We start from the raw sequence: 16,209 nt of genomic DNA on the forward strand, positions 1-16,209 counted from the left end.
TCATATAGTATGATGACGCCCTTTTGGATATATCCTTATGGCGGTTATTTTTTTAGAATCAAAAGACAATGCAAAAATTAAACATTTGCGTGGTTTAATTGAACTCAATAGCGCCCGAAAAAAGCATCAACAAACGGTTCTTGAAGGTACTCACCTTTGCCTAGCCTGGTTACAACAACAGAAAAAACTCTTTTCTTTGTTTACAACTGAACAAGCATTGGAACACAGCGATTTAAAGAAAATAATTGAGCTCCATCAGGGTCATGTCTTTATTATCAGTGAAGTTTTATATAAAGATTTAAGTACCTTAGGTAATACCCTTCCTTGCTTAGCTATTATTGATTTGCCTAAAACTGCATCAACGATTGACTATAACGTAGACACTCTAATTCTCGAAAATGTACAAGACCCAGGTAACGTAGGTACATTATTACGGTCTGCAGCAGCAGCGAATATTAAACAAATTATTTGTACACAAGGCTCTGCCTCACTTTGGTCTCCACGTGTTTTAAGAGCAGGTATGGGGGCACATTTTAGCCTGTCTTGCTTTGAAAACTTTCAATTGACCGATATTCTTCCTAAATTCGATATTCCTGTTTTCGTTACAAGCTCTCATCGCTCGACTAGTCTTTATTCAAAAGATCTTTCAAAACCATGTGTTTGGATTTTAGGCAACGAAGGACAAGGCGCAAGTGATTACGCTTTAGAGCATGCACAATCAGTAACGATACCGCAACCAGGTGGTCAAGAGTCATTAAATGTAGCAATTGCAGGATCAATTTGTTTTTTTGAAATGGTTCGCCAACGCCAATAAAACGTTAATTTATTTTACATCGCTCATATTTGTGAAAAAAATCATTTACACTACTAAAAAATAGCCGATTGTTGTCAACCTCCCACCTCTTTTCAACGTTATATAAGAGATATATTGAAGATAAGGTGGGTACGTCCAATGACAGGATTTTCCATCTCCATGGATTTAGCACCGAAAAAGTCTCGATCGGAAGCATCTAGTGTTCATGCCAGCACGGCTGAACAACGCCTAAAGGTTTTTATGCAAGATGTTACTGGACGTGCTTTAGTGATGATGGAAAGTGCTACCCAAGGTCAACAAGGCATTGCCATGGACTTGGTTCAAGAAGCATTTATTGCTTTACACAAGTCTTATTCTGATAGAAGTACTGAAGAATGGTATCCGCTGTTTTATACCATTCTAAACAATAAACTTCAGGATTGGCGCCGCAAAGAAGCTCGTCGAGCAAATCCATTTTCATTCTTCAAAAAAGTTAGTCTAGACAATGATGATGAAGAAATCATTGATATTGTCGATGAAAAAGCAATCAATCCAGCAGATTTTCTAGATCAAGCAGTGACCATAGAAGAAATTCAGGAAGCGATTGCAAAACTACCTGTTCGTCAACAACAGGCTTTCATGTTACGTGCTTGGGAAGGTTTCGATACTCACACCACAGCGCAAATTATGAACTGTACTGAAGGTAGTGTAAAAACCCATTATCATCGAGCAATTCAGGGACTTAGAGAGTACTTAGCGCATTTAAATCCCATGGGAGGTTCTAATGAATCATGATGATTTCACTAAAAAGGTGACGTCTAAACTCGATAGTTTGGCCCATCACCATAAAAATAAAACTGTGGTGATGAATCATGTGCTTGACCATATCCAGCAAAAACCAGCCTCTTTTTATAGTGTCTGGAAAATGACTGGTTTTGCACTTGCAGCAGCAATTACTGGTTTTGTTATTTTGCCTAATTCGGTAGATATGATGGATAAGCCACAAAATCAAGTGGTTGTAAATCCTAAATTATCACCACAAATGGTGGAAGATTTAGAAATGCTGATGGTGTTGGGTGAGGATAAAGTTCAACATGGTAGCTAAAAAGTTAGCACTTATCCTTTGTTCATTAAGTTTCCTGCAAACCAGTTTTGCGGGTTTTGAACGTTTCTGGATTTTTTCTAAAGATGCCAATACTCAAGTAGATGATACTTGGAATGCTTTGTCTGAAGAAGAACAACGAGCAGTAATTAAACGCTATCAAAGCTTAAAAGAATTACCAGCAAATCAAAGCGCTAATCTGCAACAACGTATGGATTGGTTCAACCAACTTCCAGATGCAGAAAAACAGAAAATGCGTGAAGCTTGGCAAAAAATGAGTACACAAGAACGTAATGATTTACGTCAACGCATGCTCAAAGCAAGTGCTGATGAAAGAACCGCTATACGTGAAGAATATATCAACAAATATTTAGAGCACTAAAAACTGTTTTTTAATAATGTGCCATTCAAAAATCTAACAAGAAATAAAAAAAGCCTCCTATGGAGGCTTTTTTTATTTATGCTTATTTACGGTAACGTCTATAGACAATCAAACTTAGCAAGGATGCCAGAGAGAAAATTCCAATACTTCCTCCACCCCCACTTCGAGAATCATCTGTTGTAGTTGCTGTACTTACTAAATTAATCGTTCCTGCTTTAGCTGAAATAGTTCCATCTGCATCATAAACATAGTAAGTCAATGTATCATTGAAGGTGTTAAATACGTTACTCGCTTGAATATAGATGTTACCACCATAGCAAGTATTACCACTATCATCTTTAGGACATGGCCCTTCTCGATCTGCTTTGACTACCTTGAAAATACCATCCTTTGAAGTTTTACTTGGTATATAAATCGGTAACTCTACACCCTGATCATTCACCCAAAATTTAGGTTTATTTGGCTTTGTCTTAAGTGTGCTTGTAGGACCATCTCCATCATCATTCGCATACTGTAATAAATTCAAAGGAATGACTTCATTTGCTAAATATTTAAAAGTTACAGTTCCATCACCAGCAACTGGTGGGATATTATCAAATCGGGCTTCTAATAATCCAGATGATTGAGTAGTGCCATCTTTACTGCTAATTGTATATTTACAATAGTTATAATCACCTGCTTGGGTAATAATATCATCTGAACGATAGAATATAATTTGCTGTAAAGCATCATTCCATTCACAAAAAAGTCCATCATCCTTTTTAATGTTTGTAACTTTATCGTCGATCAATCCTGTACCGACAGTTTCAAGATTAATATTATAATCAGATGTATTAAAGAACTTTAATAAGTGACTACTATCTTCATTTGGTAAAGGTAAACCATTTCCCTTTAAGTCGATATAAATTGCTCGATATTTTGCATTTGCTTTAGTTTGATCAAGAAGGTTCTTGTAATTTGCTGAATCGATTTTTAATACATTTAATAAATATGCATAATCTGGATTCAAGATATTCTTCTGAACCGTATCATATTGAGATTGATATTTTGCAAGCAGATCTGTAAGTGACGTATTACCTAAACCTTTTATATCTCCAGCGGTCAGTTTCATTAGTTCAATCGAACCAATATCACAGCTATTACGACCATTTGGTTGATAATATAATTTACTATCGGCAAGGCGTGAAAGTCCGCGCTGGTCGATAGAAGTACATGAGTCTTTACCCTCTGGGTCTACATCTACTAGATTCTTACCACCTATATTATTTTTAGGATAATAAATTGGTAAAAAACCGGTCTCTGGCCCAGCTGAATGTAAAGGTTCTAATAATGAGTCAAAAGACTGGCCTGCTATATCAATAGTTCGATGTGTAGACGTAAGAGCTTCCGTTGGTAGATCACATTTTCCAGCATCATTCGTCAAATTTAATGCGTTAAAAGATAGGATGAAACCAGCATTTTTTAAATCAGTGGCTGGCCCTATAAAATAATGACAGGCATAGGTTCCCGGATTATAACCGATTAAATTAAATCTTAATTCTTTACTTCCTAATGTGTCATATAAAAACGTGGTATAAGCATTATTTTCAACAATAGTATTATTTTTTAAGGTTAAACTACTGTTAGCGCTAAGTATGGTTGAAGGATTAGGAGTACCGTTAGGAGTAGCATCACCAGTAAATTTCAAAATACTACCATTTACTGTATTTGCAATATTTTTAGCTATTGTATTAATTGTAAAGGTTGCTTTCGGCTCTCCGCAAAACTCAAAAGTATTATTAGAACTATTTGAACCATTACTCATAATACTAGAAGAGGTAAATGTTACTTCCCGTTTTGTATAGGCTGTGCCATTCCAACAACTCATTGAAAGTACACTTCCAGATGTTGCATTATTACCTTGAATCAAAGAGTGAGTTGCAGATAAATTAACATTATCGCCACCGAGGAAAATAGCACCACCTTTAGATGCTTGTGAGTTCAAGATTTGACTATTTAATAAGGTAACATTACCACCTGCATAAATAGCACCACCAAAGTCTTGTGCTGAACCATTTTCCAAAATAATATTTTGAAGAAATAAAGGTTGTTTATTTACCGCTGTATTAAAGATACGTGACTTACCAGCAGCATTAATTCTCGTCTGTAACGGTTGTAATGCTGGATAATCATTGGTTAAAACACTTTTTTCTGCCCAATTTTTATCTTGATCTTTTTCACCATATCCATAAATCGCAATATCTGCATTTGGAACCAATTCTTTGTTTAATGTATAAGTTCCTGCTTTTAATTGGATTACCTGACTTTTAGAGGTGTTATAGACTGTACATCCATAATCAGATCTTCGTGTTTCAGCAACTTTTATCGCTTCCCTTAACGAACATGCATTAGGGTTTTCACCATCTTCATCTGCAAAAGTTGTTACTTCGATTCTTTGATTTGCTGTATCAGCAAAAAGTGGCATAGCCGCTAGCACAGCTAATGCTAATACTGCTTTTTTATAGTTTTTCATAGTCCTCATCCCTGATTATGACTTGAAACGGCGCAATGCAATTAATCCGAATAATCCTAAAATTAATCCACCACCGACACTTCCCCCACCACCGGTACTAACAGACTTATCTTCAATACCAGATACAGGTTCTTGGACTACGGTTGCTGGAATCGAGACATATTGGAAATCGGTTCCATCATTAAATCTTGATACACTCGTAACGACTTGAATACTAAAAATGTCTGCACCATGCCAGTTTCCATTTGGCGTATAAACCACGTTTCCATTTTGGTCTATGGTTACACTACCTTTAGAAACTGGCGTATCAGTACTTTGTTTTATTTTTAGACAACCTGGTTGCCATTCTTTTCCATCGGGACGGTCACCAAATAGACGCTTACATGTAGCTGGTGTGACCAAATCTGCTTCACTTAAAGAATTTAAAATATTAAATTTTGCAACTTGTCCATATTTAATATCTTGCCCTACTGTTGCGATTTCATTATTTAAAATATATTCAATTGCCCCTAAATCACATAACTCATCATAACCACTACGGTTTTTTCCACGTTGATCGAGTTTCTCACAACTCGCTAAACCAATTGATGAGCCATCACTATATAAACGTCCTTTATTAATAATTAAGGAGTCAGCTAAAGTGTTATAGCTCTCAAGTAATCGTGGTTTAAAAAAGCCAAGGAAACTATCTTTTGGTGTATTAAATGGACATAACAAGCCGTCTTTAGCGGTTACATCACATATGCCTTCATCATTATCACCCGCAATTAACTTTTCACTCGTAGGCAAAAGTATATTAGGCAGCTTTGCAGAAGCATTGCGATTACAATCAGTGGTCACTAAGTTGCTTTGGACAACAGTTTGATCATTTGTATTTGGAGTACAGTTAACCCCATTACCAACTAAAATACTGTTAGAAACAGAAGCATTTCCTTGAGGAGCATCTAAAAATAAACCTGCTGCATTTTTAATCATTGTAATATTATTAACAAACATTCCATCTTTAATGTTTGCAATAAAACCAACTTTATTATGGAAAAAGGTACTATTACTAAAGCCTATGGCACGTACATTTAAGTATCCACCAGTACTTTCATCATCAAATTTTGTTGCGCCATAAAATAAGGCACCCTCTGCAGAAGAAACTTCATTATCTCGGACTACAGATTGGGTCACTAAATATAAAGGCTGCTCGCTGTAAATGACGCCACCTTGGGTTGCTTTATTATTTTGAATCAAACTATTTATGATAGTTACAAAGCCAGCTGTTTGACCTGTTTTCGATAACAATCCTTGATTGTAAATCGCCCCACCCTGATTGGCATATCCACCAATCAATCGAGAGTTTTGAATAGTCAATTTTTCATGGTTTAAAATTAAACCACCTGTTAAAACATTAGAGTTTGCGCCTGCACCTTGTAAGTTAAGATCACTTAAGGTCACAGCAAAAGATGCTTTTTCAACGCTACCATCATCAATTTTAAATAATTGATCTGTACCGACCATTTTGATAGTTGCATTATGAGAACCAGGCTGATCAGTATCAACTAATGTAGAATCATTTTTTGCTGTACTAATTGTAAGGGGAGCTGTAATCGTTATTCTGCTATTTAAGCTATATTCTTGATCGCGCTGTAAAATAATATTTGATGAAGCATCTTTATTTCCACAACCATGATACCCATTTGCATATTTTTCAACGTCAGCTGCATTAGATGAGCCACGATAATTTAGGAACTGTACAGCTTCCCTAAGCGTACATACCGTATCATCTTTATCTTCATCAGCTAAACTTGTCACTTGAATATCAGCAGAATAAGCGTGCCCAGCAGCAGCCAATAATGCAAAAGCAATGCTCCGTTTGAGCATACCCTTCTCCTTACCTATTTTTTTCATTTTTCTTTGTCAATATTGCAAAGTGTCCACTTTTGCAATCGCATCCTTTGTGCGTACTTTGTCACAGGAATCAGAATTTCTCAAGATATTTTGATCGGCCTATACGGTCATTTTGTTCATATAACTTTATAAATATTTGGTTATTTAAGCATCTATTGATATATGAAAATTTTCTTAGGAAAAAATTTAACAATACACTTTAAAGTTAAAAGCATAAGTATTTAATAGTTCATTATTTTTATAGCAAAAAACCCAAGTTCACCCTAACCAAAGAAATAACGAGATGTATGAAACAATTTATTGTTGGTACTCATCAATTAAAGCATAAATTTGTCTTAACGTTGCATTTGAAAGCTTAGTCTTCTCACCTTTAAGAAGTTTTTCTAACTGTGCTACGGTTTGTAATAAAACAGAAGCTTGATGCGGCCCATGTAAAAGTAAATAGTCGACAATCTGCTGATCGAAATGGATACCACGTCTAGCCATAACGGAAGTAACTAAAGCATAACGGTCTGCGTATAGACTTCCACTTGGCACTTTTACACTGACCGCTTGGGTAAGACGTGATTGCAAGTCTGGTAACTCGAGTTTTAGTTCAATCGGCGCAACCCGTGAAGAAAATACAAGTTGTCCTTCATGGTTATTCATTAAATGAAACACAGCTTTTTGCCAGTGCGGCACGCCACTAATAGATTCAATATCATCTAAAGCAACTAAATCATAATGCTCTAAACAAGTAATTGCCTCAATCGGAGCATCAAGAAGTTCCAACAGCGAAACTTTTATTGCTGACTTGCCTACTTCTAAATAAGAATCACAAATCGCTGAAAGCAAATGACTCTTACCTGTTCCAGCTCCACCATAGATATAAAATCTATTGACTAGACCTGCATGTAGTTGACGCACTGCATCGACTACATGCCCCCAACCTGGTCCCGAAAAATCACTGATTCGGGCATCAAGTTGAGGTTCTATATCCAGTTGGAGTTGACGCATATAATGAATTGGCCTTGAAATTATTTCTGATCTGAAAGATTTGGTGTATCTGTATCTTGCTGTGTTTTAACTTCAAGATCAAGTTTAGTATTTTCAGTTTCTACATGAATTTGCTGAATATTACCCTCTTGCACAAATAATTCCGAATACGCACCATAAAGGCTACTCTTTTCATAGTTATCCCTTAAGTGCTTTAAGAGCACAACAATGACCGCAGCCACTGGTAATGCGATGAGCATTCCTAAGAAACCAGCAAGTTGCGCGCCTGCCAAAACAGCAAATACAACAGCAACTGGTGAAAGACCAATTTTATCACCGAGTAGGAATGGTTGTAGAATATAGCCTTCTACAGCTTGACCAATCATAAAAACCACACCAACGAGTAACAAGTGAGTCCAGTCCATTCCAAACTGAAATAGACTTGCAATAATGGCTGCAATAATGCCGACTGCAAATCCCAAATAAGGAATAATACTGGCAAGGCCTGCCACCATACCAATAATAAGTCCAACCTCTAACCCAATTAATTGTAGACCTACCGCATAGACCACACCGAGCAAAAGCATAACGAGGAACTGACCTTTAACAAATGCTCCTAAAACACTATGGCATTCACGAACGATTTGTAAGGTAGTGGCTTCATATGGTCGTGGGATGAGACGACGTAAGTTCTGCAACATACGGTCCCAGTCTAATAAAAAATAAAAAGCGATAATTGGAATTAAAACGAGTGTTCCACCAATCTGAATAAAATTCAGACCTGATTGTGCAAGCTTTAATAAAACAGCCTGAATGCTATCGGCACTGTAATTGGTCTGGACATAATCCATAACCGCTTTGGACATTTGATCGGTATCGATTTCCATTTGTTGTACATGGAAGGTCGAAGAAATCCAAGGCAGTAGCTCTGCATTAATCCAATGAATTCCAGCAGGGATACTATCTCGAGCATAAACAAGTTGTTTCCAGATGAGTGGAACCAAATACCATAATGCAACAGTTAAAGTTACACCGATACCGATAAAAACGATGCTAATTGCCAACCAACGAGGGAGCTTAATTTTTACTAGAACATCGACAAGTGGACTGAATAAATAAGCCAGGAAAAAAGCACCAAGAAATGGAATGACCACAGGCTTGAGCAAGTATAATACCCATACCAGCAATACAATACCTGCGAGTAAGAAAATACGGCGCAGTATACGATCTTGCATAAAATCTAGCCTTTTTTGATTTAATCGTTATAAATGGAAAAATATTTTTATTAAAGATAGCATTTTCGAGCATAAATAACATAAGAGTTTCGTATATTCAGGTTATAATCTGCCGCCAATGCGGAGACTTCATTTATGAGCAACTCAACTTCTACCCCAAATACCGGTTTAAGCTACAAAGATGCGGGTGTTGACATTGAAGCGGGCGACGCACTGGTCGATCGTATCAAGTCAGTCGCTAAACGTACAACTCGTCCAGAAGTAATGGGCGGACTTGGTGGCTTTGGTGCACTATGCAAAATTCCTAAAGGTTACGAAGAACCTGTTTTGGTTTCTGGAACTGACGGTGTAGGTACTAAATTACGTTTAGCACTTAACCTTAATCGTCATGACACAATCGGCCAAGATCTTGTCGCTATGTGTGTTAACGATCTTTTGGTTTGTGGTGCAGAACCATTATTCTTCCTCGACTATTATGCAACTGGTCACTTAAATGTAGACGTAGCTGCAAACGTAGTTACTGGTATCGGTAAAGGTTGTGAACTTGCAGGTTGTGCACTTGTAGGTGGTGAAACAGCTGAAATGCCTGGTATGTATGAAGGTGAAGATTACGATCTTGCTGGTTTTGCAGTGGGTGTTGTTGAGCAAAGCAAAATTATTGATGGCTCTAAAGTAAAATCTGGTGATGTACTTATTGGTGTTGCATCAAGTGGTGCTCACTCAAATGGTTATTCATTACTACGTAAAATCCTTGATGTTAAGAATGTAGACTTAACTCAAGTGATTGATGGCCGTCCTCTTGCAGATGTCGCAATGGAACCAACACGTATTTATGTAAAACCAGTTCTTGAGCTTTGCAAACAAGTTGATGTGCATGCTATGGCACACATCACTGGTGGCGGTTTACCTGGTAACTTACCGCGTGTATTACCAAATGGTGCTCAAGCTGTCATTAATGAAGCTTCTTGGGAATGGCCAGAATTATTCAAACTTCTACAACGTGAAGGTAATGTAGAACGTTTTGAAATGTACCGTACCTTTAACTGTGGTGTAGGTATGGTGATTGCAGTTGACGCAAATGATGCAGAAAAAGCAATTGAAGTGCTTAATGCTCAAGGTGAAAAAGCTTGGAAAATCGGACATATCCAAGAAAATGCTGAATCAGTGGAAGGTGCAGACGAAAAAATTCGTGTGATCTTTGAATGATGAAAATTGCTGTTCTAGTCTCTGGGAACGGCAGTAACTTACAAGCCTTGATAGATGCACGTCTATCAGGGCAAATTGTAGGTGTATTGTCCAATAAAGCCGATGCTTATGCCCTAGAGCGTGCTCAAAATGCCAATATCGCAACAGCGGTAATTTCGCATAAAGACTTTCCTAGTCGTGCCGATTTTGATGAAGCGATGCATCAGCAACTTATGGCATGGCAAGCTGATATCGTTATTTTAGCTGGCTTCATGCGTATTTTAACTGCAAACTTTGTCGATAAATGGCAAGGTAAAATGCTCAATATCCATCCTTCGCTATTACCTGCTTATAAAGGTGTTAATACACATCAGCGTGTATTAAATACGGGCGATCGATTGCATGGTTGTACAGTTCACTTTGTAACTTCTGAACTTGATGCTGGTCAAGCAATTGCTCAATCTGCAATTGAAGTCAAAGAACATGACAATGTTGCTTCTTTGGCAGAACGTGTACATAAACTTGAGCATTTTATTTATCCTCAAGTTGCAGAATGGTTATGTAATGGCCAGCTGACATGGAAAGATGGACAAGCCTATTTCCGTAATCAAATTCTTGAACACCCTATTCGTTTTGCATCTTGGTAAAAGATTTGCTCAACGTAAGTAAAAAAAGGACATGCATGCATGTCCTTTTTTTATAAAAGTCTTATTAGCGTGAATTGCTATGAATAAGCTTCTTAATATAATTCACTGTATCAATTGGATGCTCTAGAGGGAACATATGCCCTCCTTCAACCACACTAAATGGAATTCCCATTTTACGCTTTGCCATTTGAGGAAAACCTCTTTTTAAGAAGGCACTCTCTTTACCCACGACTAGATGTACAGGCATTTTCGGTTTTGGCATAGGTAGCCACCACCAAGAAGGATTTTTACGGAATATCGCAACTTCATCTTCACGAGAAATAGTTAAAGTAACACCGCCACGAACTGGATCTTCTTTTAAAGCATAGTCAATATAGGCTTGAAAGCAGTCTTCATCAAAGTCTTTATAAAAACCTTTTGGACGTAACAATGCAGCGGCTTGCTCACGAGACTCCCAATGCTCACGACGACGTGCAGATAAACCCGCAGGTGTCATGTCATCGACTATTTTAGGTTTAAATAATTTTGCCATATGAAAAGCAAAAGAGTATCGACCCAAAATAAGAGGCGGATCTAGCATAATTACTTGTGAAAAAAGCTCAGGGCGTTTAAAAGATGCCATTAAGGTTAAAACTGAACCTAACGAATGACCAAGTCCAATCACCTTGCGCCCCTTCGCTTGGCGTACAATACTATCAATCACCTGATCAACCAAAAAAGGCCAGTGATTGGTAATCGGATAACGTTTGTCAGGCCCAATGAGTGGAACATAAATTACGTCATACTCATCTTTTAATTGATCAAACAACTTTTGATACACCTTAGACGGCACGCCATTGGCATGCGCAAAGTGTATAACCGGTTTTACTGACATACCGTTATCCTGATTTAAATTATTGTAGCTTTGCGTCTTGGCTCGTCTGTAAACGTTGAGCAACTGACTCACTTAAACCTTTACCCATTTCTGCTCCCATTCGACCTAAAATAGATTGCAGTGGATTACGTTCAATTGTGTAGTCAACTTTATTATCAAGCTTCAGTTCACGCATCAAGCTCGTAATGTTACCTGAGCGGTCAGCGACACCCAACTGGATTGCTTGCTCGCCAGTCCAGAAAAGACCTGAGAAAATAGCAGGATCATTTGATTTTAAGCGTTTCCCGCGTCCTTCTTTCACTGCATTAATAAAATGAGTATGGACATTATCGAGTACAGATTGAATATGCTCTCGTTGTACAGGATTAATCGGTTTTGTCATACTTAAAATGTCTTTATTGGTGCCCGCTGTCAAAGTACGGTCTTCAATTCCAAGTTTTTGAGCTAAACCAGTAATGCCATAGTTCGGCATAATGACACCAATTGAGCCTACCAAACTTGATGGATTCACAATAATTTCATCAGCCCCAGAAGCAATATAATAAGCACCTGAAGCACCCATATCGCCAATCACTGCATAGACTTTCTTGTCAGGATGTTCTTTTTTCAAATAGCGAATTTCTTGCCAAATTTCATCCGACTGAACAGGAGAACCGCCAGGAGAATTAATATTAAGTGCAATTGCTTTGCTATTTGAAGCTTCAAAGGCGCGTTTAAGCGCTTTATTCGTATCTTCACTATTTACTGCTTGATTGCTTGAAGCATCAATGGTTCCAACAATATCAACCACAGCCAGATGAGCACTGCTACTACTTGCTGCTGAGCCTTCTTTGCTGGTCGAACAACCTTTGCCCATTAACACAACAATGAACAATAGATAAATAAAAGTAAGTGTTTTAAAGAATATACCCCAGCGACGACTACGGCGTTGTTCTTCTACAGAAGCCAGCACAGCTTTCTCAAGGATTTGCCATTCCGGTCCGTTCTGTTTAGAGGTTATAGGTTCATTTTGTGGTTTTGGTGGCCAATCGGACATAAAATTCCAATCCAAATCAATCGAAATGATGTCATTATATACGTTGATTTGATAAAAACTGTCTAAATAATATGATTTCATTTATAATATTTTTGTCTTTTTTTACTTGTTGTTTCCTCCTTACTGCTATAGATGACCAGACCAGATTCAAAAAGCATGAACTATCAATTACTCAAAACATTTAGCCGACTACCTATTCAATTTGGGCGTTCTATTGCTCGTCTATTGGCTGGCCTTGTAAATACTTTAAAAATTACTAAAACTTCAAAAAGTATAGAGCTTAACTTAAGAATTGCACTGCCCCACTTAACACCACAGCAACGTATAGCAATTACAGAAAAAGCTGTACGTAATGAATTAACCTCATATTTCGAGTTTTTAAGTATCTGGGGTTCATCTAATGAAGAAAATATTGCTCGTATCCATCGGATAGAAGGCGAACAATACTTTCACGATGCTTTAGCAGCAAAAAAAGGTGTTGTACTCATTGTTCCTCATTTTGGCACTTGGGAAGTCATGAATGCATGGTGTGCTCAGTTCACAGCAATGACTATTTTATATAAACCAGTGAAAAATGATGATGCTGACCGTTTTGTACGAGAAGCTCGCAGTCGTGAACAAGCAAATCTAGTCCCGACCGATGAAACTGGTGTAAGACAAATTTTTAAAGCACTCAAACAAGGTGAAACTACAGTAATTTTGCCAGATCATACTCCGAACATTGGGGGAGATATGGTGAACTATTTTGGTGTGCCACTTGCTTCAAGTAATTTAAGTGCAAAACTCATCCAGAAGACTAAGGCAAAAGCTTTATTCCTTTATGCGATCCGTAATGAAAATGATGGTTTTACCATGCATATCGAACCAATGGATGAGAAGATCTATGAAGGAACTGCAGACGATGGTACTTATGTCATCCATCAGGCAATTGAGCAACTCATCCATAAATATCCAGAACACTATCACTGGAGCTATAAACGCTTTAAAGCAAACCCAGCTTTAGACAATGTTTATAATATTGACCCTGCAGAAGCGATTAAAACCGTGAATAGGCTCAAGGCTGAAGCTTTAGGGAACTCTACGCAACCAGAGGCGCTCAAAACGTCGGTTGTGTAAAACTATTTTTTGGTTTTCCAAAACAAAACTTAACGTTCCTTGCTCTACTGTACTTTTAAGCGGGATATGAAGGGCTTTTAAACGATTGATAACCTCTTGGCTTGGATGGCCATAACGGTTATCAAACCCTGCCGATGCAATTGCCAGTTTTGGTTTTAGGGTTGCTAAAAAATCATAAGCCGAACTGTGCTTGCTTCCATGATGGCCTAATACCAAAACATCTACTTTTAAACTTGGATAGTCTTCTAACAATTCGTATTCTGCCTCCCATCCAGCGTCTCCCATAATCAGAAAATTTTGGTAATCACTAATTCCTTTAAAATGCAGATATACCACACAGGAATATTGATTCTGTTCAGAATGGACAAAAGCCAAATCTTTTTCTTTAGGCCATAAAATTTGAATATCTAACTCAGGATATTGCCATTGTTGACCTTGATGACAATACTGAAATGGCTGCTTTAGAGTAGTGGAAGATTGCTCATTTGAGAGAACCTGCTTTATAGGAATCTCCTGCTGAATGAAAGGAAAAGCCCCACTATGATCTTGATCAAGATGAGAGAGCACAACACGATCTAATCGCTTCACTCCTTGTTGGCGTAAGAATGGAACTACAACATTTTGACCAATACTAAAGATCTTTTCATCATAAGAACCACCTGTATCAATTAGCCAGTTTTGTTCAGGCTGCTGCAAGAAAATAGCCTGCCCCTGCCCAACATCTAAAATATGAAGTTGAATTGGTTGGTTCGTTTTATTCACAACAATGAGAGGTAAACAACAGAGCATTCCCCATGTTTTTGGCAAAATGCCTTTAGGCAAAAATAAAATAAGGATGCCTAAACTCACTGCGAATAAAGCCAGTGGCGTCAAGCTTATACCTTGTAGTGGTAAAGACAGTTTTTCTAATAAGCCTAAACAACTCAGCAATATACTGAGCAAGATATCATTGAAATAAAAAAGCATGTTTCCAAATGGTTTGACAATAAACCATGTACAAGCAGCCAGAATATTTAAAGGAACAATAATCCCACCAACGATAGGCACCGCAACAATATTGGTTAATGGAGCAATCCAAGAAATTTGTTGAAAGAAAAGTAAGGTTAAAGGACTCAATGCAATAAAGATTTTGCCTTGAGACTCAATTAACACCTTAGTCATAAAAATCATTTTCGAGCGTAAGCTTAAAAAATGTTGATCAGGTATTTGAACTATAGTTTGATAAATTCTTAATAAAATAAAACATGCCCCATAAGACAACCAAAACCCTGCAGACAAGACACTAAACGGGTCCATGAGTAATAATAAACTTGCGCTGTATATGAGCAATGCAAATGGTTTAAGAGGTTGTTTTAATAATATAAAAGAAATAAATATAAAGACTGACAACAATGTTCTTAGTGCAGGAATTTCGAAACCCACAAAAGCTGTATAAATTAAAACACCGAAACAGCATGGTATAGCCATCAAAACTTGTTTGGGTTTCCATAAGTAAATTTGAGGATAATAACGGCAGATGACTTGATGACAGGACCAAGACAACATAATGGCAAAAATAAGTACATGTGGCCCTGAAATCGCTAACAAGTGAGCAATTCCCAATTGTTTAAATTGTATTTGGGTCTCATCTGATAAAAGGCTTTCATCACCAGTCAGCAAAGCTAAAATTAGTCCTTTTTGTTGTAGTGAAGAATTTTCCAATAGATGTCTAAAAGTTAAGCGCAGCTTTTCTATATTTATTTGAAATCTATTAAAAAAGGACTGCTGTTCTCTTGAATGCTGTTGATATCCCAATCGATAAATTTCATCAAGGCTTAAAGGCTCAATATACTGAACAATAAAACCAGACATTATATTTCGCTGAATAAACCACTTTTCCTGATCAAAAGCTCCTGCTGTGGCGTAACTATGAGCAGGTTTTGTTTTTCCAGATAGTCGATAGTAATGGCCTAATTGAAGTTCTTGATTGCTCTTCAACATACTTTGATTATCATTTTTTAAATACAGTAGCCAATTTACCGGATCTTTAGATAGGTTTAATACTTGAGCACTTTGTTGAACTTTATTGTCTTTTTCTTCACTTAGTTGATTTATATAAACAATAATATCGAGATTTTTTGAATCCATTTCTCTTTGTTGTAAGCGTTCGACCAACGCATTCTCGGCATATTGATACCCCACAACAAAAAGGCTGGCTGCACATAACAAAGAATACATTGCCTTTAAAAATGGTCGGCTAACGAATACTGAGCGTTTAAAAAGATAGAAAATAAAAGCAAGTAACAGCAGAGCTTTGCCTACTTTTCCATATTGCATAATTAAAGGTAAATTAATGCCCATCAATGCAATACCACCAACCCACCCCAATAAAATAATTTTAAGCATTTAAAATCTTGTCGTTATCATTTTAGGGGCAAAATTAAAGCCCAACTCAGTGGGCTTTAACAATGTGATTT

The 16,209-nt window shown here is 37.3% G+C and carries 14 protein-coding genes; 7 read left to right on the forward strand and 7 right to left on the reverse strand.

Annotated features, from left to right (window positions below):
• The first annotated feature begins 37 nt into the window (after positions 1–37).
• The 4 genes from CSB87_RS04760 to CSB87_RS04775 all read left to right on the forward strand — a co-directional run bounded on the left by CSB87_RS04760 (position 38) and on the right by CSB87_RS04775 (position 2,277).
• Positions 38–814: a TrmH family RNA methyltransferase gene (locus tag CSB87_RS04760; RefSeq protein ID WP_017394371.1), complete on the forward strand. Its 777-nt coding sequence runs from the start codon at positions 38–40 to the stop codon at positions 812–814.
• A 159-nt stretch (positions 815–973) separates the two neighbouring features.
• The gene (locus tag CSB87_RS04765) at positions 974–1,588 is read left to right on the forward strand and encodes an RNA polymerase sigma factor (protein ID WP_004707480.1); all 615 of its coding nucleotides are present in this window, start codon (positions 974–976) and stop codon (positions 1,586–1,588) included.
• Entirely contained in the window at positions 1,578–1,898 is a 321-nt protein-coding gene (locus CSB87_RS04770) for a hypothetical protein (RefSeq protein WP_002052599.1), read from the forward strand. The genes CSB87_RS04765 and CSB87_RS04770 overlap by 11 nt, the downstream gene beginning before the upstream one ends.
• The gene (locus tag CSB87_RS04775) at positions 1,888–2,277 is read left to right on the forward strand and encodes a DUF3106 domain-containing protein (RefSeq protein ID WP_002052406.1); all 390 of its coding nucleotides are present in this window, start codon (positions 1,888–1,890) and stop codon (positions 2,275–2,277) included. The genes CSB87_RS04770 and CSB87_RS04775 overlap by 11 nt, the downstream gene beginning before the upstream one ends.
• A gap of 82 nt (positions 2,278–2,359) precedes the next feature.
• Here the strand turns inward: CSB87_RS04775 and CSB87_RS04780 are convergent, their stop codons facing one another.
• The 4 genes from CSB87_RS04780 to cxpE all read right to left on the reverse strand — a co-directional run bounded on the left by CSB87_RS04780 (position 2,360) and on the right by cxpE (position 8,895).
• A complete protein-coding gene (locus CSB87_RS04780) occupies positions 2,360–4,789 on the reverse strand; it encodes a CSLREA domain-containing protein (RefSeq protein ID WP_031953103.1) in 2,430 nt (809 codons plus the stop codon).
• A gap of 15 nt (positions 4,790–4,804) precedes the next feature.
• Entirely contained in the window at positions 4,805–6,658 is a 1,854-nt protein-coding gene (gene rbtA, locus CSB87_RS04785) for a rhombotarget A (protein WP_017394373.1), read from the reverse strand.
• Between the two features lie 324 nt (positions 6,659–6,982).
• Positions 6,983–7,681: a DnaA regulatory inactivator Hda gene (hda, locus tag CSB87_RS04790; protein ID WP_001249536.1), complete on the reverse strand. Its 699-nt coding sequence runs from the start codon at positions 7,679–7,681 to the stop codon at positions 6,983–6,985.
• 20 nt (positions 7,682–7,701) lie between these two features.
• Positions 7,702–8,895, reverse strand: a complete 1,194-nt coding sequence (gene cxpE, locus CSB87_RS04795; protein ID WP_002052735.1) for a chloramphenicol efflux transporter CxpE — start codon at positions 8,893–8,895, stop codon at positions 7,702–7,704.
• A gap of 135 nt (positions 8,896–9,030) precedes the next feature.
• On the opposite strand from cxpE, the gene purM reads away from it, so the two are divergent.
• A complete protein-coding gene (purM, locus tag CSB87_RS04800) occupies positions 9,031–10,101 on the forward strand; it encodes a phosphoribosylformylglycinamidine cyclo-ligase (RefSeq protein ID WP_000071984.1) in 1,071 nt (356 codons plus the stop codon).
• The gene (gene purN, locus CSB87_RS04805; RefSeq protein WP_002052470.1) at positions 10,098–10,727 is read left to right on the forward strand and encodes a phosphoribosylglycinamide formyltransferase; all 630 of its coding nucleotides are present in this window, start codon (positions 10,098–10,100) and stop codon (positions 10,725–10,727) included. Before purM ends, purN begins: the two co-directional genes overlap by 4 nt.
• A 64-nt stretch (positions 10,728–10,791) precedes the next feature.
• Here the strand turns inward: purN and CSB87_RS04810 are convergent, their stop codons facing one another.
• Both CSB87_RS04810 and sppA read right to left on the reverse strand, forming a co-directional pair.
• A complete protein-coding gene (locus CSB87_RS04810) occupies positions 10,792–11,601 on the reverse strand; it encodes an alpha/beta fold hydrolase (protein WP_002052584.1) in 810 nt (269 codons plus the stop codon).
• Positions 11,602–11,620: 19 nt separating this feature from the next.
• Positions 11,621–12,637: a signal peptide peptidase SppA gene (sppA, locus tag CSB87_RS04815; RefSeq protein WP_031953105.1), complete on the reverse strand. Its 1,017-nt coding sequence runs from the start codon at positions 12,635–12,637 to the stop codon at positions 11,621–11,623.
• A gap of 132 nt (positions 12,638–12,769) precedes the next feature.
• Here sppA and CSB87_RS04820 point away from each other — a divergent pair, with 132 nt between their 5' ends.
• Positions 12,770–13,753, forward strand: a complete 984-nt coding sequence (locus tag CSB87_RS04820; protein WP_004707465.1) for a lysophospholipid acyltransferase family protein — start codon at positions 12,770–12,772, stop codon at positions 13,751–13,753.
• Here the strand turns inward: CSB87_RS04820 and CSB87_RS04825 are convergent.
• Positions 13,706–16,138 carry a DNA internalization-related competence protein ComEC/Rec2 gene (locus CSB87_RS04825; protein ID WP_031953107.1) on the reverse strand — a complete coding sequence of 811 codons (2,433 nt, stop codon included), beginning with the start codon at positions 16,136–16,138 and terminating at the stop codon, positions 13,706–13,708. The genes CSB87_RS04820 and CSB87_RS04825 overlap by 48 nt on opposite strands.
• Positions 16,139–16,209 lie beyond the last annotated feature (71 nt).

Source organism: Acinetobacter sp. AR_0276 (assembly GCF_003000705.1).
GTDB lineage: Bacteria > Pseudomonadota > Gammaproteobacteria > Pseudomonadales > Moraxellaceae > Acinetobacter > Acinetobacter nosocomialis.